Origin of the sequence: Stutzerimonas stutzeri (assembly GCF_024448695.1) — a bacterium.
In the GTDB taxonomy this organism is placed as follows: domain Bacteria; phylum Pseudomonadota; class Gammaproteobacteria; order Pseudomonadales; family Pseudomonadaceae; genus Stutzerimonas; species Stutzerimonas stutzeri_T.
This window is the reverse complement of sequence record NZ_JAMOHY010000002.1, coordinates 26,243-44,416: the sequence shown is the minus strand read 5'-3', so window position 1 is coordinate 44,416 and position 18,174 is coordinate 26,243. Positions and strand designations below refer to the sequence as shown.

General features: G+C 60.3%; 19 protein-coding genes. 10 read left to right on the top strand and 9 right to left on the bottom strand.

Annotated features, from left to right (window positions below; genetic code table 11):
• Nucleotides 1-76 precede the first annotated feature (76 nt).
• Nucleotides 77-769 (top strand): DUF6901 family protein, encoded by a 693-nt coding sequence (locus tag NAV32_RS02355; RefSeq protein ID WP_256051200.1) that lies wholly within the window; start codon nt 77-79, stop codon nt 767-769.
• A 13-nt stretch (nt 770-782) separates the two neighbouring features.
• On the opposite strand, the gene NAV32_RS02350 is transcribed toward NAV32_RS02355, so the two are convergent.
• On the bottom strand, nt 783-1,223 hold the full coding sequence (locus NAV32_RS02350) for a universal stress protein (RefSeq protein ID WP_256051199.1): 441 nt from the start codon (nt 1,221-1,223) through the stop codon (nt 783-785).
• Nucleotides 1,224-1,413: 190 nt separating this feature from the next.
• On the opposite strand from NAV32_RS02350, the gene NAV32_RS02345 reads away from it, so the two are divergent.
• The 3 genes from NAV32_RS02345 to NAV32_RS02335 are packed head-to-tail and all read left to right on the top strand — an operon-like array spanning nt 1,414 to nt 3,199.
• Nucleotides 1,414-1,887 carry an MFS transporter gene (locus NAV32_RS02345; RefSeq protein ID WP_256051198.1) on the top strand — a complete coding sequence of 158 codons (474 nt, stop codon included), beginning with the start codon at nt 1,414-1,416 and terminating at the stop codon, nt 1,885-1,887.
• Between the two features lie 23 nt (nt 1,888-1,910).
• Entirely contained in the window at nt 1,911-2,693 is a 783-nt protein-coding gene (locus NAV32_RS02340; protein ID WP_256051197.1) for a class II glutamine amidotransferase, read from the top strand.
• Entirely contained in the window at nt 2,687-3,199 is a 513-nt protein-coding gene (locus NAV32_RS02335) for a DUF2937 family protein (RefSeq protein ID WP_256051196.1), read from the top strand. The genes NAV32_RS02340 and NAV32_RS02335 overlap by 7 nt, the downstream gene beginning before the upstream one ends.
• A gap of 15 nt (nt 3,200-3,214) precedes the next feature.
• On the opposite strand, the gene NAV32_RS02330 is transcribed toward NAV32_RS02335, so the two are convergent.
• The 5 genes from NAV32_RS02330 to NAV32_RS02310 all read right to left on the bottom strand — a co-directional run bounded on the left by NAV32_RS02330 (nt 3,215) and on the right by NAV32_RS02310 (nt 7,986).
• Complete coding sequence (locus NAV32_RS02330) at nt 3,215-4,087, bottom strand: hypothetical protein (RefSeq protein WP_256051195.1); 873 nt, start codon at nt 4,085-4,087, stop codon at nt 3,215-3,217.
• A gap of 113 nt (nt 4,088-4,200) precedes the next feature.
• Nucleotides 4,201-5,379, bottom strand: coding sequence for a vWA domain-containing protein (locus NAV32_RS02325; RefSeq protein ID WP_256051194.1), 1,179 nt, complete (start codon nt 5,377-5,379; stop codon nt 4,201-4,203).
• A 45-nt stretch (nt 5,380-5,424) separates the two neighbouring features.
• On the bottom strand, nt 5,425-5,829 hold the full coding sequence (locus NAV32_RS02320; protein WP_256051193.1) for a GFA family protein: 405 nt from the start codon (nt 5,827-5,829) through the stop codon (nt 5,425-5,427).
• Nucleotides 5,830-5,863: 34 nt separating this feature from the next.
• A complete protein-coding gene (locus NAV32_RS02315) occupies nt 5,864-6,709 on the bottom strand; it encodes an AAA family ATPase (RefSeq protein WP_256051192.1) in 846 nt (281 codons plus the stop codon).
• Nucleotides 6,710-6,912: 203 nt separating this feature from the next.
• Nucleotides 6,913-7,986: a DUF748 domain-containing protein gene (locus tag NAV32_RS02310; protein ID WP_256051191.1), complete on the bottom strand. Its 1,074-nt coding sequence runs from the start codon at nt 7,984-7,986 to the stop codon at nt 6,913-6,915.
• Nucleotides 7,987-8,113: 127 nt separating this feature from the next.
• Between NAV32_RS02310 and cysK the strand changes: the two genes are divergently transcribed.
• The 4 genes from cysK (at nt 8,114) to NAV32_RS02290 (ending at nt 11,948) form a co-directional block, all read left to right on the top strand.
• Nucleotides 8,114-9,088 carry a cysteine synthase A gene (gene cysK, locus NAV32_RS02305; RefSeq protein ID WP_256051190.1) on the top strand — a complete coding sequence of 325 codons (975 nt, stop codon included), beginning with the start codon at nt 8,114-8,116 and terminating at the stop codon, nt 9,086-9,088.
• 43 nt (nt 9,089-9,131) lie between these two features.
• A complete protein-coding gene (gene aceK / locus NAV32_RS02300) occupies nt 9,132-10,856 on the top strand; it encodes a bifunctional isocitrate dehydrogenase kinase/phosphatase (RefSeq protein ID WP_256051482.1) in 1,725 nt (574 codons plus the stop codon).
• Nucleotides 10,857-11,024: 168 nt separating this feature from the next.
• The gene (locus tag NAV32_RS02295; RefSeq protein WP_256051189.1) at nt 11,025-11,150 is read left to right on the top strand and encodes a PA1414 family protein; all 126 of its coding nucleotides are present in this window, start codon (nt 11,025-11,027) and stop codon (nt 11,148-11,150) included.
• 183 nt (nt 11,151-11,333) lie between these two features.
• Nucleotides 11,334-11,948 carry a tRNA-uridine aminocarboxypropyltransferase gene (locus tag NAV32_RS02290; RefSeq protein ID WP_256051188.1) on the top strand — a complete coding sequence of 205 codons (615 nt, stop codon included), beginning with the start codon at nt 11,334-11,336 and terminating at the stop codon, nt 11,946-11,948.
• Here the strand turns inward: NAV32_RS02290 and NAV32_RS02285 are convergent.
• Together NAV32_RS02285 and NAV32_RS02280 are read right to left on the bottom strand one after the other, a co-directional pair.
• The gene (locus tag NAV32_RS02285) at nt 11,926-12,327 is read right to left on the bottom strand and encodes a YbaN family protein (protein WP_256051187.1); all 402 of its coding nucleotides are present in this window, start codon (nt 12,325-12,327) and stop codon (nt 11,926-11,928) included. The two genes, NAV32_RS02290 and NAV32_RS02285, sit on opposite strands and share 23 nt — an antisense overlap.
• A gap of 15 nt (nt 12,328-12,342) precedes the next feature.
• Nucleotides 12,343-12,930: a YecA family protein gene (locus tag NAV32_RS02280; protein WP_256051186.1), complete on the bottom strand. Its 588-nt coding sequence runs from the start codon at nt 12,928-12,930 to the stop codon at nt 12,343-12,345.
• 180 nt (nt 12,931-13,110) lie between these two features.
• Here NAV32_RS02280 and recQ point away from each other — a divergent pair, with 180 nt between their 5' ends.
• Both recQ and NAV32_RS02270 read left to right on the top strand, forming a co-directional pair.
• The gene (gene recQ / locus NAV32_RS02275) at nt 13,111-15,234 is read left to right on the top strand and encodes a DNA helicase RecQ (RefSeq protein ID WP_256051185.1); all 2,124 of its coding nucleotides are present in this window, start codon (nt 13,111-13,113) and stop codon (nt 15,232-15,234) included.
• 134 nt (nt 15,235-15,368) lie between these two features.
• Complete coding sequence (locus tag NAV32_RS02270) at nt 15,369-15,800, top strand: MarR family transcriptional regulator (protein ID WP_256051184.1); 432 nt, start codon at nt 15,369-15,371, stop codon at nt 15,798-15,800.
• A 163-nt stretch (nt 15,801-15,963) separates the two neighbouring features.
• On the opposite strand, the gene NAV32_RS02265 is transcribed toward NAV32_RS02270, so the two are convergent.
• Complete coding sequence (locus NAV32_RS02265) at nt 15,964-18,144, bottom strand: patatin-like phospholipase family protein (RefSeq protein ID WP_256051183.1); 2,181 nt, start codon at nt 18,142-18,144, stop codon at nt 15,964-15,966.
• Nucleotides 18,145-18,174 lie beyond the last annotated feature (30 nt).

Here is an 18,174-nt window from a genome sequence, read left to right as displayed (position 1 = left end):
ATGAGTTGGATCAATGTCCTCCGGGTCGGGTCGTAGTTAAGTGCTGATTTTGTTTTGCCATCATGACGGAGCATCAATGGCTATTGAGTATCGGATCACCCTGGATGACGAGCACTCTTTCAATTATCGGATCGAGCTGGATCGTGAGTACGACAGGGATGCGGCGAGCCTGGCGCCAAAATGGACGCGCCTTGAGCATCAGCGTTGCGTCAACTGTCCGTTAAGCCAGGACGACTTCAGCCATTGTCCCGCGGCGGTGGACCTGCATCGTGTTGTCGAGGATTTCCAGGGGCTGCCGGCCGTCAAGAAGGCGCTGGTCTGGGTGCGCACGCCGGAGCGTGAATACACCAAGCTGGTCGGGCTGGATGAGGGGCTGCGTGCGTTGCTTGGTGTGATCATGGCGACCAGTGCCTGCCCGGTTCTGGGGAGGCTCAAGCCCATGGCGCAACAGCATCTGCCCTTCGCCAGCAATCATGAGTTCGTGCTGCGGGCCGTTTCGCTGTACCTGGCCAGGCAGTACTTCAACCTGCGCGAAGGCCGGCATGCCGACTGGGAGTTGCGCGGCCTGGTGCGCTCATTCCAGCAGCTGCAACTGGTCAATCAGGCCTTCTGGCAGCGCATTCATGACACCTGCCACGGTGACTCCAACCTGAAGGCCTTCCTCACGTTCTTTTCCATGGCATCCAGCCTGACCTACTCCCTGGAAACCCAGTTGCAAAAGATCAGGCCGCTGGTGATGAGCGCCGGCGAGGGTGTGGAAGTCGCCTGAGCCAGTACAAGGCTCACTCGGCTTTTTTCAGGCGCACCGCAAGTACGTCGCAGGGTGCACCGTGCAGAATGTCGTTGGCAGTGGAGCCAAGTAACAGCGCTAAACCATGGCGGCCATGGCTGCCCACCACGATGAGATCACAATTGTTTTCCTTGGCCAGCCGGTGGACTTCCTGGCGAGGCTGCCCATACGCCAGGTGCTGCTGTTCGGCACCCAGGCCTGGGTAGCTGTCGGCAAAACCGGCAATACGTTCGCGGGCCTGATCGAACTGTTGCTGCTGGAGCATCGAAAGATCCATCGGAACATCGCCGCCGAACGCCATGGCCATGGGTTCGATGACATGCACCAGCGCCAGGTTGGCGTTGCTCGCCGTTGCCAGAGCCTGGGCTCGTGCAACGACCGGGTGGCATTCGTCGGTGAGGTCGATAGCGACCAGAATATGCTGGTAGGTCATGGGGCTCTCCTGGCTGTGCCGGTTACGGTGAGTATGGGCTCTTGTACCGCTTTTGTTTTCGCGTTTATACGGCGTTGAAAGCGGGGTGGCCAGTGCTATTGCATTGCAGAAGTGAGGGCAGAGGGCTTCTGGCTGTTATCATGCGCGGCGTCAATGCCGGTGTGCGCTACGACCCATACAAGAGACTTCCATGTTCCTGATCGCCAATGAATATCTGCTTGCCTGGACGGCCTACGGAGTGGCTGCGCTGGGCTGCCTGCTGGTGTGGTTCCGCATGACCCGACCTCTTTGGCGTTGGCTGCGCGAACCCTTGCGACTGATCGTCGCTGTATTGCTGCTGACGCCGACCATCGTCGATCCCGCGCGGGAGCTTTTCGCCCCTGCGGTAGCCATTACGGCGCTTGATCTGTTGTTTGGAGTCGGCACCAATGCCTGGCGAGCAGTCGCTGATCTGGCGCTGTACGGGCTGATCGCATTTGCTCTGTACGCGGCACTGGTGGCCCTGCGCTGGCCGATTGAACGCAACCTCAAACGTCGGCGCGAAGCCGCTGTCGCCGATGAGGATTCACGCACCCTGCGTGAGCGCCTCGACGAGACCGAAGCAGACGACGAGGTCTACAGCCCCGCAAATCGCTACCAGACCAGAACCGAACCCCGTCTGTGACATGAAATAGCCCGGAGATCGCGATGTGTGAATTGCTCGGCATGAGCGCCAATGTTCCCACCGATATTCATTTCAGTTTTACCGGGTTGATGCAGCGTGGTGGGCGCACCGGCCCACACAAGGATGGCTGGGGTATCGCTTTCTACGAAGGGCGAGGCCTGCGACTGTTTCAGGACCCGGTAGCCAGTTGCGAGTCGGAAGTGGCAAAGATGGTGCAGCGCTATCCGATCAAGAGCGAAGTGGTGATCGGGCATATTCGGCATGCCAATGTCGGCAAGGTGGCGCTGGTCAACACTCATCCTTTCGTGCGTGAGCTGTGGGGGCAGCACTGGTGCTTCGCCCACAATGGTCAGCTAGCCGATTTTGCACCGGCCAAAGGCTTCTATCGGCCAGTGGGTGACACCGACAGCGAGGCCGCGTTCTGTGACTTGCTCAACCGCGTACGCAGCGATTTTCCTGATCGTGTGGAGGCCCCGGATCTGCTTCCGCATCTGCTTGATGCCTGCGCCGGATACCGTGCCAGCGGCGTCTTTAATTGCCTGCTGAGCAATGGCGAATGGCTGTTCAGTTTCTGCACCACCAAGCTGGCGCAGGTCACCCGGCGCGCACCCTTCGGGCCGGCTCAACTGAAGGATGCCGAGCTGACAGTGGACTTCAATGCTGAAACCACGCCTGAAGATGTGGTCACGGTGCTGGCGACCGAGGCGCTGACCGACAATGAGCAATGGGATATCCATCAGCCGGGAGAGTGGACACTCTGGCAACGGGGCGAGTGTGTCGCACGCGGGCAGGTGGCGGCATGCTGAGAAGTTATTTGCGTCTGAGCCTGTTTGCCCTCGGCCTGTTGATTGGTGTGCAAGTGCCAGGTTTCATCCAGTCTTATGCCAATCATGTCGAGGCCCGCTGGTTGGAGGCGCAACAGGGGCTGCAGGGCTTCGAGGCGACCGCAGGGCGTTTCTTTGGAGGCGATCTGAATGCACTGGTCGAACACTATCAGGCCAGTGACGATCCGGTGATCCAGAGTGATGCGCAGAGTGTTGCCGGGCTGGTGGAGCGGGCGCAGTTGCTGGAGCGCGAATGGCGCTTCATGCAAGGCCCCTGGTACACCCAGGCCTGGCATGTGCTGTTCGGCGCGGAGCAGGACATTCGCAATCAGGTCTGGAGCAGTTACCGCTTCCAGGTGATGCTGGCGCCGGAAGCGATTGCCTGGGGGCTGAGCTGGGCATTGCTCGCAGCCTGGATTGGCGAAAGTATCTTCCTGCTGCTGCGCGGGCTGTTGTTTCCGCGTCGTCGGCAGCAGCTGTTTCGCTGAGGTGGGCAGGGCGCTTTACGGCGCAGCAGAGCGAAGATGAATGGGGTGTCGTTTCTGCAGGCTTACGGGTGGCTTGAATACCTGGGCGTAATGTTCCTTGGCCAGCCGCTGGATCAGTCCGGCATCTCTGGCTGCCAACAGTGCTTCATGCAGTAGCCGATGCAGTTCGGGCTGGGTGGGTGAGACGTAGAGAATATGATCCTGCTCGTAAACGAACACCAGATGGCGCTCCACTTCCAGCTCGGAGTGCAACTGCCACTCTTGACTCATTTCATGCACGCCACGGGGCAGGTAGTCGAACCCGCGTGAGGCTGAGGCTACCATCCGGTAGAGCCGCCGCCAGTCACCGCTGATGGATGCCAGCGGCAGGTCGTTGCTTTCCCAGACGGCCCGGTCTGCCCAGGCTTCGCCCATGGCAGCGATCTTGCCCAGTTGGCGGAAGTCTTCAAGGCTGCGTACCGGATCATAGTCTGGCTGGCTGCCCTTCGAGATGAAGAGGATGCGCTGGTTGACCAGATTGGCGGTCATGCCGACCGGCACTTGAAGGAATTTGCGATCGCGCTCAGCCGTCCGTCCGAGAATCAAGGCACTGATGTTGCCCTGCTTCAGCATGACTTCCAGGCGAGTCATGGGAATGTTGTCGTTGTCGGCCACCTCCTCGATTGTTACATGCTGGCCGATGGCTTCCAGCGCACCTCCCAGCAGCAGTCGAGCATAGGCGATAGAGTCCGGCGAACCTCCCAGTTTCAGGTGCAGCGGTGAGCTTGCCTGGGCACTGGCAGCCACGATTGTCAGCCAATAGATGGGTAGCCAGCAGATGACCAGCCGCACCAACTGACTGCAGGTACGGGGCGGTGTGGGCGAACCATGTTGTTCTGTGTAGGGCATGATTGCTGTCATGGCGATGAGGGTAGGCAGCTTTGATGCAGAGTGCCATCCGTCGCCTGTGTCGTTGCGCATATAGTCAGGGGAAGGCACAGCTCATGGCTACCCCGTTCTGGTTATTTCGCAAGAAACGCCATGCCTTCTTCCAGTCCGCTCAGGGTCAGAGGATACATGCGGTCCTGCACCAGCTCGCGGATGATGCCGGTGGACGTCGTATAACCCCAGGTATCCTTCGGGTAGGGGTTGATCCAGATGAGCTTCTTGTACTTTTCCATGAAGCGCTGCATCCAGACGTAGCCGGCCTCTTCGTTCCAGTGTTCGACGCTGCCGCCTGGCTGGGTGATTTCATAGGGCGCCATCGCCGCGTCACCAATGAACACCACTTTCCAGTCCTGGCCGTACTTGTGCAGCAGGTCCAGGGTCGGAGTGCGCTCGGCAGTGCGGCGGAAGTTGTTCTTCCACACAGACTCGTAGATGAAGTTGTGGAAGTAAAAATATTCGAGGTGTTTGAACTCGGTCTTGCAGGCCGAGAACAGCTCTTCGCAGACTTTGACGTGGGCATCCATCGAGCCGCCGATATCGAACAGGATCAGCAGCTTCACCGCGTTGCGCCGCTCAGGGCGCATCTGGATATTCAGCAGGCCGGCATCGCGCGCCGTATGGTCGATGGTGCCGTCGATATCCAGCTCGTCCGCCGCGCCCTGGCGGGCGAACTTGCGCAGGCGACGCAGGGCGACCTTGATGTTGCGCGTACCCAGTTCGACCTGATCATCAAGGTTCTTGTATTCGCGCTGGTCCCAGACCTTGACCGCCCGGCCCTGGCGCTTGCCCGCATCGCCTACGCGAATGCCTTCGGGGTTGTAGCCGCCGGAGCCGAACGGGCTGGTGCCGCCTGTACCGATCCATTTGTTGCCACCGGCGTGGCGTTCTTTCTGCTCTTCGAGGCGCTTCTTGAATTCCTCGATCAGCTTGTCGAGGCCACCGAGGGACTGGATCTGCGCACGCTCTTCATCGGTCAGGCTGCGCTCGAATTCCTTGCGCAGCCACTCTTCGGGAATCAGCGCTTCCAGATGCTGGTCGAGGTTCTGCAGGCCGTTGAAGTAGGCGCCGAAGGCCCGGTCGAACTTGTCGAAGTGGCGCTCGTCCTTGACCAGCACGGTGCGCGCCAGATAGTAGAACTCGTCCATGTCGGCGAAGACCACACGATGCTTCAGTGCGTCGATCAGATCCAGCAGTTCGCGCACCGATACCGGTACCTTGGCGGCACGCATTTCGTTGAACAGGCCAAGCAGCATTGCAGAACCTCTGGGCGCGCCAGCGCGCGCAATTACGGGCGGCGATCAGCTGCTGCTGTCGCCATCGTGTTGGGGAAGACCATCGCGAATCTCGTACCAGTCGGCCTTCGAGCCGACGAAGATGTGCGACTGCGGCGGGGCGGGCAAGGGTGAATCGAGTGTGCCCACGGCGATGCCGAGCTCGTGCTCGCGATTGTCGACGAACTGCAGATTCGAACCGCAGCGGATGCAGAAGGTGCGCGTCACGTGTTCGGAGGAATGGTAGACGCCCAATTGGTCCTTGCCGGACGTGAGATGAAAAGCCTCCAGCGGCACGCTCGCATAGCTGGCAAAAGCGGCGCCGTGGGCCTTGCGGCACATGCTGCAATGGCAATGGGTCAGCTCATCGATGGGCGCGTCGATGCGGTAGCGCACGACGCCGCAGAGGCATTTGCCGGTATAGGCTTGCATGGTTGTTCCTCCAGATAAGACCCCGCGGGGACAGCTAGCGGCTCTGGCGGCGGGTCATGAAGGCCAGGCGTTCGAGCAGCATCACGTCCTGCTCGTTCTTCACCAGGGCTCCGGCCAGCGGGGGGATTGCACGAGTCGGGTCGCGTTCGCGCAAGACCGCTTCGCCGATGTTGTCCGCCATCAGCAGCTTCAACCAGTCGACCAGTTCCGAGGTGGAGGGTTTCTTCTTCAGGCCCGGAACCTTGCGCACATCGAAAAAGACATCCAGTGCTTCGCTGACCAGCGATTGCTTGATGTTCGGATAGTGCACATCGACGATGCGCTGCAGGGTTTCGCGGTCGGGGAAGGCGATGTAGTGGAAGAAGCAGCGGCGCAGGAAGGCGTCCGGCAGTTCCTTCTCGTTGTTGGAGGTGATGATGATGATCGGTCGCTGGGTCGCCTTGATGGTCTCGTTGGTCTCGTAGACGTAGAACTCCATCTTGTCGAGTTCCTGCAACAGGTCGTTGGGAAACTCGATATCGGCCTTGTCGATCTCGTCGATCAGCAGAATGACCCGCTCCTCAGCTTCGAAGGCCTCCCAGAGCTTGCCCTTCTTGATGTAGTTCTTCACATCGTGAACCTTGTCCACACCCAGCTGCGAGTCGCGCAGGCGGCTCACTGCATCGTATTCGTACAGCCCCTGATGGGCTTTGGTGGTGGATTTGATATGCCAGGTGATCAGCCTGGCACCGAAGGATTCCGCCAGTTGCTCGGCGAGCATGGTCTTGCCCGTGCCGGGTTCGCCCTTGACCAGCAGGGGCCGTTCCAGGGTGATGGCGGCGTTGACTGCAAGCTTCAGGTCGTCGGTCGCGACGTAGGACTGAGTACCTTCGAATTTCATCGGAGATTCCTTGGGCCGAGGCCTGGCACGCAGGCGTCATTGAAAGAGGGGGCCGACTATAAGTGATGCGAACCGGACTGTGAACGCGAGAGCATCATTCAGTCATTGAATGGTCGCGACAGCTCCTGCCGTCAGCCTGCGCTGCGCCAATGATCAGCGCGTCATCAGGATTGCGCCCCAGAAGGAGGACCGGCGCGATGCGCTTACTGGTCCTCGGCCAGAGAGCGCTCGAAACGGGTGGAAAAGGCTTGCACAAAGGCGTTGCGCAGGATCGCGATGAATGCCTGAAAGGCGCTGACATCGGTGTTGTTGATGCTGCCTGAAAGTTCGATGCGCGTGGCGAATTGATCCTTGCGCTGGTTCTTGAGCACTTCTTCGCCGGCGCCGACCACTGCTTCCCAGATACCCTGGAAGAATCCCTTGTCTTCGTTGGCGATGTCCTGCTCGAAATCGAATACCTCGACATTGCGCAGCAGGGGTTTGATGTAGCCGCTCAGTTGGCTGTCGGTGGCTTCGACTTCAAGCACCAGATCACCGCTACCGGCAGCGAAATCGAACTTTCCGTACGCGCGACTGAAGTCATTGAGCTGCTTGAGTGGCACGCCGGTTATGCGCAGATTGACCTCGAAATCCTCCCATTCGGTGAAGGGATCGAAGCGTGCGGTCGCTTCGATCGGTGCCTGATTGAACAGCTTGCCGGTGCCCTCGAAGCTGGCGACCCTGCGACCCTGCTCGTCGGTCGAATTGGTGAGGTTGTACAGACTCGCTTCAATGCCGCTGGCATATACATGCACGGGCGGGTCGACAGTGAAGTTGCGGAAGGACAGCTGGCCGTCGATGACCTGAATCTTGTTGAGGGTGATCGGCACCAGCGCGTCCAGCTGGTCGCGCCAGTCGACACCTTCACCGCTCTGCGACTCGCCGCTCTCGCCGCCGTCGACGAAGTTCAGCTGCGGCTGGTGAAACACGACTTCGCCGACCACTTCGCGATGGCGAAGAAGTCCGTCCCAGCTGATGGCGATATCGATTACAGGCGCCTTGAACAGCGGTGCCTGGACGAGCTTGTCCTTCTTCTCGATAAGCAGTCCTTCGATGCGATAAGCCCCGCGCCACCAGGTGAGGTCGACGTCTTCGACCTGCCCCTGGTAGTCGCCCATGTCCGCCATCCTGTCGTTCAGGTAATTGCGCACCAGATTGGGCAGCGCCAGATGCAGCAGCAGGAGCAGCAGGGCGAGCGATAGCACAATCCACAGCGGCAAGCGGTAGCGTCTTCTCATGGCAAGGCGGGTCCGGCATGGGTCTTGTGGATGGACCGCACGCCGCGTACACGAGTTCGGCTGGACTGGCGAGAAGACTGCGCATAGGCTCTTCGGTCTGGTTTTCTCCTCAGCAGGGACACACGTCATGAGCCGCATTTTTGCAGACAACGCACGCACCATTGGCAATACGCCACTGGTGATGATTAACCGCCTGGGACCCAAGGGCGTGACCATCCTGGCCAAGATTGAAGGCCGCAACCCGGCTTATTCCGTCAAATGCCGCATTGGCGCCGGCATGGTCTGGGATGCCGAGGAAAATGGCTCGCTCAAGCCGGGCATGACGCTGGTCGAGCCCACATCAGGCAATACCGGCATTGGTCTGGCGTTTGTGGCAGCCGCACGCGGTTACAAATTGATCCTGACCATGCCGTCCTCCATGAGCCTGGAGCGACGCAAGGTGCTGAAAGCACTGGGTGCCGAGCTGGTGCTGACCGAGCCGGCCAAGGGCATGAAGGGTGCCATCGAAAAAGCCAGCGAAATCGCCGCCTCGAATCCTGAGCTGTATTACATGCCGCAGCAGTTCGAGAACCCGTCCAATCCGGCCATCCACGAGAAAACCACGGGCCCGGAAATCTGGAACGATACCGACGGCGCTGTGGATGTGCTGGTCGCGGGCGTGGGTACAGGTGGCACGCTGACTGGCGTGTCGCGCTACATCAAACAGACCAAGGGCAAGCAGATCATCAGTGTAGCGGTCGAGCCGATCAGTTCACCGGTCATCAGTCAGACCCTGGCCCAGGAAGAGGTCAAGCCCAGTCCGCACAAGATCCAGGGTATCGGTGCCGGCTTCGTGCCGAAGAATCTGGATCTCTCACTGGTGGACCGTGTCGAACTGGTCGACGACGAAGAAGCCAAGCGCATGGCTTTGCGCCTGATGCGCGAGGAAGGCATCCTCTGCGGTATCTCCTGTGGCGCCGCCATGGCGGCAGCGGTGCGTCTGGCCGAACGTCCGGAAATGAATGGGCGTACGATCGTGGTCATCCTGCCGGACTCCGGCGAGCGTTACCTCTCGACGATGCTCTTTTCCGATATGTTCGGTGAACAGGAGCTGCAGCAGTAGCCGTTTCCTCAATAGCTCAAGAGCGGACTGCGAGATGAACGACATGACGCAGGTTTCGCCAGATGTCGATATCGCCCGGCAGATTCTGCTGGGCTTCGACGATTATCGTGAACACTTCCGGCTGATTACCGAAGGCGCGCGGTCGCGCTTCGAGCAGGCGCAGTGGCAGGAGGCGCAGCGTGCCTCGGCCGCGCGTATCGTTCTGTACGAAGAGAAAGTTGCTGAAACGGCTGCACATCTGCGAGCCGTGTTCAAGCCTGAGGTGCTGCTGGATGTGCGGCGCTGGCCGGTGATCAAGCGTGCCTATATCGAGCTGATCGATCCGCGTTTCGACGATGAGCTGTCCGAGACCTGGTACAACTCGATTTTCTGCGCACTGTTCAGTCACGACTGTATCAGCGACGACACCATGTTCATCCATAGCACCCGGCCAGCAAGCCGCTGCGGCTCGCGTCTGGCGCAAACCCGCTGCTATCGGCCGGAGGGGGACCTGTGCGGGGTGCTTGCGCAGATTCTTCGCGATTTCGCGTTCAACGTGCCTTACGCTGATTTCGACGGTGATCTTCAGCGTCTCGATGCGCAGTTGCATGAGTCGCTGCCCGACTGGGTGTGCAAGGACCCACACCTGACCCTGGAGCTGTTTGCCTCGGTGCTCTACCGCAACAAGGGCGCCTATCTGGTTGGCCGGATATCCACCCGCGACGAGCAATGGCCTCTGGTGATTCCACTGCTGCACCGCGAGGAGGAAGGCATCGTTGCCGATGCACTGATTACCGATGAGGCCGACGTTTCGATCATCTTTTCCTTCACGCGCTCGTATTTCATGGTGGAGGTACCGATACCGGTCGAGTTCATCGGGTTTCTCCAGCGCATCCTTCCGGGCAAGCACATTGCCGAACTCTATACCTCGATCGGTTTTTACAAGCATGGAAAATCGGAGTTCTACCGTGCGTTGATCGGTCATCTGGCAAACACGGATGATCGTTTCATCATGGCGCCTGGTGTGCGTGGCATGGTCATGAGCGTATTCACGCTGCCTGGCTTCAATACGGTGTTCAAGATCATCAAGGACCGCTTTTCGCCGACCAAGAGCGTCAGTCGTGCCACGGTCATCGAGAAGTACCGGCTGGTAAAGAGCGTCGACCGGGTAGGGCGTATGGCCGATACCCAGGAGTTCGCCGACTTTCGCTTCCCCGTCTCTCGCTTCGAGCCTGAATGCCTGGCGGAGCTGCTGGAGGTCGCACCTTCTACGGTCGAGGTTCAGGGTGACACGGTGCTGGTGCGTCACTGCTGGACGGAGCGACGCATGACGCCATTGAACCTCTATGTCGAGAACGCCAGCGAGTCGCAGGTTGAGGAGGCGCTGGAGGATTATGGTTTGGCGATCAAACAGCTGGCCGCGGCCAATATCTTCCCCGGCGACATGCTGCTGAAGAATTTCGGCGTGACCCGCCACGGGCGCGTGGTGTTCTATGACTACGACGAGATTTGCTTTCTTACGGAAATCAATTTTCGCTACATCCCCGAGGCTCGTTATCCGGAAGATGAAATGTCATCCGAACCCTGGTATTCGGTTGGCCCAAACGATGTCTTCCCTGAAGAGTTTCCGCGCTTCCTCTTTGCAGATAACAGGTTGCGCCGACTGTTCGCCAGGCTGCATGGCGAACTCTACGATGCCAACTACTGGAAGGGATTGCAGCAGGCGATAAGCGAGGGAAAGGTGATTGATGTGTTCCCTTACCGGCGCAGGCGCGAAAGCACCCCGTAAGATGAACGCCCCGATCTGCCGCAGGTCCCATCTGTAGAGCCGCTGAAGAACGCTCCGCCTGAATAATCTGCAACATCTGCCGCAGGCGGTCGGACGCTTCCTGGGTTAAGCTGGTAACCAGGCCCACATGGCTCCATCAGTACCCCTTACAAGCAGGAGGGTTAGACCATGAAAGCGTGGCTCAATGACAAGGTTCGTGATCTCGCGGTGGCGCTTGGCTTCATCGAACCGCCTCGTCTGCAACCCATTCCGATACGCGCCGAGCGAGACAGACGCGCTTCATCGCGGCGCTGATTCGATCAGCCGTTGCTTCCGATCCTTCGTAGCCCGGCCAAGATCAATGGGTCGGGCGAATGAAGCGTTGGGCGGCGGCTGTGGTTGCCTTGTGCTCACCGCGTGACGCCTTGGGTCCTACAAGAGTGCGCGGTTGTATGTCTTTGCCCAGCAAAGCCCAGCAAATCGTCCTGAACAGTCGCCATGTCCCGTCCGCAATGCCCGAGTTGCCAGCGTCCGCTGAGCCACTGTCTTTGTTCCCTGTTTCCGTCACTTGCCAGTCGCACACAGGTGCTGATACTTCAGCACCCCAGTGAAAGCGGCCATGCACTCAATACTGCCCGGCTGGTTGCGCGTGGACTGAGCACGGCTGAGTTGCGAGTGGGCGAGCTGTTTGGTGATCTGCCTGACGATGGAGTCCGGAATTATCTGCTGTTTCCCGGCGAAGATGATGTTCCGCTGGAGAGTCTGGCAGCCAGTGCCGAACCGGTCCGGTTGATCGTTCCGGATGGTACCTGGCGCAAAGCGCGCAAGCTGCTGCACCTCAATCCCGGTCTCGCCAGCTTGCCGCGGGTGGCCCTGCCCGAGGGCCTGGTTTCGCGCTATCGGCTGCGCAAGGCGCCGATGCCGGGCGCACTATCGACGCTGGAAGCGGTAGTGACTGCGCTCAATACGCTGGAGGGGGAAGGTCGCTTCGACGCGCTGTTGAGACCTTTCGAGGCCTTGATCGAAGCACAGATTGAGGCCATGGGTGCGGAGGTCTATCAGCGTAACCACGCCGGTCTTCAGGCGCCTGTCAACGCGGGGGGAGAGTCCTGAGGCGCAGGATGTAGAGCGTCACCAGCGTTGCGCTGATCAGCATGCCGATTCGTGCCCACACGAGAGGCACCAGCCAGCAGGATATGCCGATGCTCAACCACATGGTCCCGATGGCGTAGACCTTGCCCTTGAGCGGAATTCCGTTGCCGTCCAGGTAATCCCGAAACCAGGGACCAAGCCTGGGATGCATCACCAGCCAGTTATAGAAGCGTTGTGAGCTGCGAACGAAGCAGGCGGCGGCGAGTAGCAGAAAGGGGGTGGTGGGCAGCACCGGCACGAAGATACCGATGAAGCCCAGCGCAACACTCAGCCAGCCCACCGCCAGCAGCAGATAACGTACCAGCGGGTTGCGATAGGTCTTTATGTCCCGATGGGCCAAGGGGTTACGCGGCCATCAGTGGCGGCGAGGCTTGAGCAAGGCGGGCTTTTCTTCAGGCGCATGACATAGCAGGTACAGCGCCGTCAGGATTTCCGGGATCTGCGACACCATCTCGTCCGCCAGTTCGGGATCGGCAGCGATATCGCTGAACTCGGGTTGCTCGTCGAAGAGGCCCGAACCGACCATGATTGGCAGCAGCAATTCGCTGACCTCTTCCTCGGAGTCCTCGAACCACACGGCTTCACGCATGAACACGCCTTCCATGAAACCGATGCACCAGCCGCGCAAATCGGATTCATCCGGCTCCTCGCCAAGGTCCAGCTCGCAGGGCAGCTCCATGTCTTCGTCGCTGGCCAGCTGACGGGCGATATGGGCCTTGAGCTGCACCAGCGTCGCCTCGATGGCCTCACGCTCGGTATCGTCGGCGTATTGCGGCGGCTCGGAGAAGAGCGCGTCGATCCATTCACGGTCCGGCACCTGCTCGGAGCAGATGCACAGCGCCGTCATGTAACCATGCGCAGCAATGTAATCCAGCGCCTCTTCATGCAGATCGTCTGCATCCAGAAACACTTGCAGGCGGGCGAGTTGCTCGGCAAAGGACATGGGTGGCTACCTTGAATGGACAGTAGCGGTGATTCTAGACGAGCCGTGGGCGGCAAGCTACCGCAGGGGCGGTCAGCGAGCATATGCGCGGCCATCAGGGCGAGCCGGACCAGGCGCCCGGTTGCGCCTGAACTTGATGTTCGCCTCGCGTATACTGCGCGCCTTGTTTCGGAGACCGGCATGCTCGACCAGGCACAGCGCATACTCAAAGACGTATTCGGTTATGACGCCTTTCGCGGCAACCAGCGCGCGATCATCGAGCAGGTTGCCGGTGGCGGCGATGCGCTGGTACTGATGCCCACCGGCGGTGGCAAATCGCTTTGTTTCCAGGTGCCGGGGCTGCTGCGCGAGGGGCTGACGGTGGTGGTCTCACCACTGATCGCGCTGATGGATGATCAGGTTGCGACCCTTGATGAACTGGGCGTTTCGGCCGTGGCGTTGAACTCGACGCTGAGCCCCGAAGATCAGCGGGATATCGCCGAGCGCCTGCGTCGTAATGAAATCAAGATGCTCTACCTGGCGCCTGAGCGCCTGGTCCAGCCGCGTATGCTGGCTTTTCTGCAACGCCTGAAGATCGGCTTGTTCGCCATCGATGAAGCCCATTGCGTGTCGCAGTGGGGGCATGATTTCCGCCCCGAATACCTGCAGTTGGGGCAGCTGGCAGAGTATTTCCCGACAGTGCCGCGTATCGCCCTGACTGCCACCGCGGACAAGCGTACCCGCGAGGAGATCGTTCAGCGGCTGAAGCTGGATAACGCCGAGCGCTTTCTTTCCAGTTTCGACAGACCCAACATCTTCTACCGCATCGTGCCCAAGGATCAGCCTCGCAAGCAATTACTGGGCTTTCTCGCCGAGCGTAAGGGCGATGCGGGCATCGTCTATTGCCTGTCGCGCAAGAAGGTCGACGATATCGCGGCGTTCCTCAGCGAACAGGGCTTTCCGGCATTGCCGTATCACGCGGGGCTGCCCAACGAGCTGCGCGCTTTCCATCAGAGACGCTTCCTCAACGAGGAAGGTCTGATCATGGTCGCCACCATTGCCTTCGGCATGGGCATCGATAAGCCCAACGTGCGTTTCGTGGCCCATCTGGATCTGCCCAAATCGCTGGAAGCCTACTACCAGGAAACGGGACGCGCCGGACGTGACGGCCTGCCTGCCGATGCCTGGATGGCTTATGGCCTGCAGGATGTGATTTTCCTCAAGCAAATGCTCAACAACTCCGAAGGCGATGAGCGCCACAAGCGTGTCGAGCAGCACAAGCTCGATGCCATGCTGGCGCTGTGCGAGGAGACTCGCTGCCGGCGTCAGGCGTTGCTGGCCTATTTCGATGAGGTGCTGGCCGAGCCGTGCGGGCATTGCGACAACTGTGTCGATGGCGTGCAAACCTGGGATGCCACGGAGCCTGCACGTCAGGCCCTGTCGGCGATCTATCGCAGTGGACAGCGTTATGGCGTCGGGCATCTGGTGGATGTACTACTGGGGCGCGAAAACGACAAGGTTCGCGGCCTGGGGCATCAGCATCTATCGGTGTTCGGCGTTGGCAAAGCGCTTTCGGACAGTGAATGGCGTTCGCTGTTTCGCCAACTGGTTGCGCGCGGGCTGGCCGATGTTGATCTGGACGGTTTTGGTGGCCTGCGCCTCAGTGACAGTTGCCGTGCCTTGCTGCGTGGCGAGGTCTCCCTGGAGCTGCGTCGTGAAGTGGCCAGCAAGGCCGTGAAGCCGGCTGGCAGTGCCGCGAGCCAGTTGGTGCGCAGCGAAGAACGGGAAACCTGGGAAGCGCTGCGGGCCTTGCGCCGAAAGCTGGCCGAAGAGCACGGCGTCCCGCCCTACGTCATCTTTCCGGATGCGACTTTGCTGGAGATGCTGCGAAGCCAGCCGGGCACGCTTGGCGACATGGCGCGCATCAGCGGTGTCGGCGCACGCAAACTGGAGCGCTACGGGCAGGCTTTCCTCGATGTGCTGCAGGGGACCGCAGCGGCGGTGCGATCGCCAGCCGATGTGCGTCATGAGCTGATAACCCTGGCGCGCGCCGGCATGACGCCGACGCAGATTGCCCGACAACTCGACTGCAGCGAGAAAAATGTCTACGCCATGCTTGCCGAAGCCATCGGCCAGCAAATGCTCAGCCTGGAGCAGGCACTGGATCTGCCGGAGGACTTGCTGGGCGAAATCCAGGATGCCTTTCTCGATGCCGAAGGCGAATTGCCCAGCGTCGCCTCGGTTGCAGAGACGTTTGCCGGACGCGTGCCGGAAGCCGTGCTGTTCTGCGTGCGGGCTTCGCTCCAGGCCGAGTTCGGTCTATAGGGGTTCGCGACTCAGGCCTAAGCGTTCCAACAAACAAGACACATATGGTTGCGAGTCCGACCTATGGGCTATTGCCAGTATTTAGCCGCTGTGGTTAGCTCGCTAATAATTAGTTTTGCAGGAAAGCCCGCGTCATGTATCCCGATCAACATCGATTCGCCATGCAGTTGGCGCAACTTTCGCGTGGCTGGCGCGCCGAGCTGGACCGCCGGCTGGCCGATCTTGGCCTTTCCCAGGCACGTTGGCTGGTGCTTCTACACCTGGCTCGCTTCGATCACGAGCCAACCCAGCGCGAGCTGGCGCAAAGCGTGGCGGTCGAAGGGCCGACGCTGGCCCGGCTGCTGGACGGCCTCGAAGCGCAGGGGCTGGTGCAGCGCAAGGCGGCGCCGGAGGACCGGCGGGCCAAGCTAATCACGCTCCGGCCTGCGGCGCGCCCTATGATCGAAAAGATCGAAGCGATTTCCACCCAGGTACGCCATGAGCTCTTCAACGGCATCGATGAGGCGGATCTGCGCAAGTGTCAGCAGGTGCATGCGCGGATTCTCTCCAATCTGGTTAAGCGTTAGCCGGTAGGCGTCGCGACTGAAGTCCGAATCGCCTTTGCCCTCATGCAGACGCAGACGGCCTGCCACCATAGGCGGCAGGTCGTCGTTGACATGAATCTCCACAAACTTCTGAGCACGCACCGATCCCTGTGGGAGCGACTTCAGTCGCTAATGGCAGCCTGCATCAGAAGCTGCGCCCAAGATTCATGTACAGCGCGCGCTCGGCTTCATCGTTCAGGCCGTAGCTGAAATTGAGTGGCCCCAAGGGCGTTTCGTAGCCGACGAAGATGCTGCCGGCATTGATGTAGCCGCTGTCGAATTCGTTGTCGTTGTTCCAGGCGCGTCCGCGTTCCAGAGAGGCCCCCAGATACAGCGGGAAATCCAGCGGCAGGAAGGAGCGTGGCGTCATCCGGCGGAAATAGATCAGTCGGGCCAGGCTGATGTTCTGCCCCGGCAGGGCATCCTGACGAAAGCCGGACAGTTGCCGTGCGCCGCCGAGCATGAAGCTTGAGGTGACGACCTCGGCGTCATCCAGCGTGCGCCCGTAGCGTCCGCCGAACACCAGAGTGCTGGGGCCGTGGCTGATGGCTTTGTCCAGTTTGAATTCCCACTGTCGATAGCGCTCATCTGAACCCAGACCCTTGTCGTACTGGCGCAGTGTCAGGCCGATATCCTCGCCCTCGCGGGGGAAGTCGACGTTATCCACCGTGTCGAACGAATACTGCAGCTGGTAATAGCCTTCCTCGAAATTGAAATCGGGCAGCTCCGGATCACCAATGCGAACATCCGCTTCGCCCCAGGCCTGGCCGATGCCGAAGCGGATTTCACCATTGTTGGCGATCTGCCTCCCCAGGTGCAGGCCGTAGCCATAACGCTGCAGGCGGTATTCGGCGATGGGGTCGTTGTCCATGATCGCCTCGACGTTCTGGGTTTCGGCGAACAGGTTGGGCGCCACGAACCAGCGTGAGCCGGCATCAAGCGGCTGATAGAACTCGCTGAAAAGCTCCTGATGGTCGCCCAGCTGCAGTCGGGTCAACCATTCGCCGCCCAGCTCGTTGATGCCATTCTTGCGGTAGCTGGCGCCAATGTTGAAAGCACTGTCGCCGCGAAAGTCGTCCGAGAGGTTGATGCCCAGGCGCAGATAATCAGTGCCGGAGCGTTTTTCACGGGTGGTGATGACCAGGGTGTTGCCGGGCTGACCATGCACCACGCGGTATTCGACCTGCTCGAAATAGTCCAGACCGTAGAGGGTGCCCATGTCCTTTTGCAGATCCTGCAGGTCCAGCGGCTTGCCGATCTGCTGGCGGATATGCCGGCGAATCACTGCGTCGCCGACCTTCGAGTCATTCTCGATTCGTACTTCGCTGATCAGCGGCGTGCGGGGTTCGGCGCTGCGCGCCAGGCTCAGCGCCGGATTGCCCCCGCTTTCGCTGCGCATCGTGAGCAGGCGGCCATCCAGCGCGCTGGCCGCACGGTAGCCGGCATCGATGAGTTGGTCGGCACGTCCGAAATCGGTTGAGCCGAAGCCCGCGAGTGCCGGCTGGATCAACAGGTCCTCCGGGCGCAGCGTTGCCAGCTGCGCTTCGGAATTGCGCCGGGTCATCATGGTGATCGACTGATTGAGCACATCGACGACGGTCAGCAGTTGCTCCCGCTTCAACAGCGGCGAGCCGATATCCACCACGATCAGACGTTCGACGCCCATGCTGCGGGCGACGTCCATGGGGATATTGTCGACCATGCCGCCGTCCACCAGCAGCCGGCCATCGATCTCGACCGGGGCGAACACGGCAGGAATCGACATGCTGGCGCGAATCGCCTGAGGCAGGTGGCCGCTGCGAAAGATCACCTTCTGGTCGTTGGCAATATCGGTGGCTACGGCGCGAAAGGGTATCGGCAGACGGTCGAAATCACGGGTGTCGCTGGTATGTACCAGCAACCGTTCGAGCAGCAGTGCCAGGTTCTGCCCCTGGATCACTCCGAGCGGGAGGCCGAGGCTGCCATCGTCGCGAAAACTGAGCTTGCGCTTGACCAGAAAGTCGCGGTCGTCCTGCTTGCGGCGGAAGGGGACGTCCTGACGTGGCGGATCATCGGATAGCACCTGCTGCCAGTCCAGGTCGAGCGCCAGTTTCTCCAGTTCATCGGTGCTGTAGCCTGAGGCATAAAGCCCGCCGATCACCGCGCCCATGCTGGTGCCGGCGACGGCGTCGATGCGAACACCCCGTTCTTCCAGAGCTTTCAGTACGCCGATATGGGCCAGCCCGCGTGCTGCACCGCCGGACAAGACCAGGCCGGTTTTGGGCTGGAGGTCGGCAAAGGCTGCCAGCGGTAGCAACAGCATCAACAAAAACAATAAACGGGACATGACCATACCGGGTTTGGGCGTGCGAAATGG

Coding starts and splice junctions, on each gene's coding strand:
- NAV32_RS02355 (WP_256051200.1), top strand. CDS start 77: ATGGCTATTGAGTATCGGATCACCCTGGATGACGAGCACTCTTTCAAT.
- NAV32_RS02350 (WP_256051199.1), bottom strand. CDS start 1,223: ATGACCTACCAGCATATTCTGGTCGCTATCGACCTCACCGACGAATGC.
- NAV32_RS02345 (WP_256051198.1), top strand. CDS start 1,414: ATGTTCCTGATCGCCAATGAATATCTGCTTGCCTGGACGGCCTACGGA.
- NAV32_RS02340 (WP_256051197.1), top strand. CDS start 1,911: ATGTGTGAATTGCTCGGCATGAGCGCCAATGTTCCCACCGATATTCAT.
- NAV32_RS02335 (WP_256051196.1), top strand. CDS start 2,687: ATGCTGAGAAGTTATTTGCGTCTGAGCCTGTTTGCCCTCGGCCTGTTG.
- NAV32_RS02330 (WP_256051195.1), bottom strand. CDS start 4,087: ATGCCCTACACAGAACAACATGGTTCGCCCACACCGCCCCGTACCTGC.
- NAV32_RS02325 (WP_256051194.1), bottom strand. CDS start 5,379: ATGCTGCTTGGCCTGTTCAACGAAATGCGTGCCGCCAAGGTACCGGTA.
- NAV32_RS02320 (WP_256051193.1), bottom strand. CDS start 5,829: ATGCAAGCCTATACCGGCAAATGCCTCTGCGGCGTCGTGCGCTACCGC.
- NAV32_RS02315 (WP_256051192.1), bottom strand. CDS start 6,709: ATGAAATTCGAAGGTACTCAGTCCTACGTCGCGACCGACGACCTGAAG.
- NAV32_RS02310 (WP_256051191.1), bottom strand. CDS start 7,986: ATGAGAAGACGCTACCGCTTGCCGCTGTGGATTGTGCTATCGCTCGCC.
- cysK (WP_256051190.1), top strand. CDS start 8,114: ATGAGCCGCATTTTTGCAGACAACGCACGCACCATTGGCAATACGCCA.
- aceK (WP_256051482.1), top strand. CDS start 9,132: ATGACGCAGGTTTCGCCAGATGTCGATATCGCCCGGCAGATTCTGCTG.
- NAV32_RS02295 (WP_256051189.1), top strand. CDS start 11,025: ATGAAAGCGTGGCTCAATGACAAGGTTCGTGATCTCGCGGTGGCGCTT.
- NAV32_RS02290 (WP_256051188.1), top strand. CDS start 11,334: ATGTCCCGTCCGCAATGCCCGAGTTGCCAGCGTCCGCTGAGCCACTGT.
- NAV32_RS02280 (WP_256051186.1), bottom strand. CDS start 12,930: ATGTCCTTTGCCGAGCAACTCGCCCGCCTGCAAGTGTTTCTGGATGCA.
- recQ (WP_256051185.1), top strand. CDS start 13,111: ATGCTCGACCAGGCACAGCGCATACTCAAAGACGTATTCGGTTATGAC.
- NAV32_RS02270 (WP_256051184.1), top strand. CDS start 15,369: ATGTATCCCGATCAACATCGATTCGCCATGCAGTTGGCGCAACTTTCG.
- NAV32_RS02265 (WP_256051183.1), bottom strand. CDS start 18,144: ATGTCCCGTTTATTGTTTTTGTTGATGCTGTTGCTACCGCTGGCAGCC.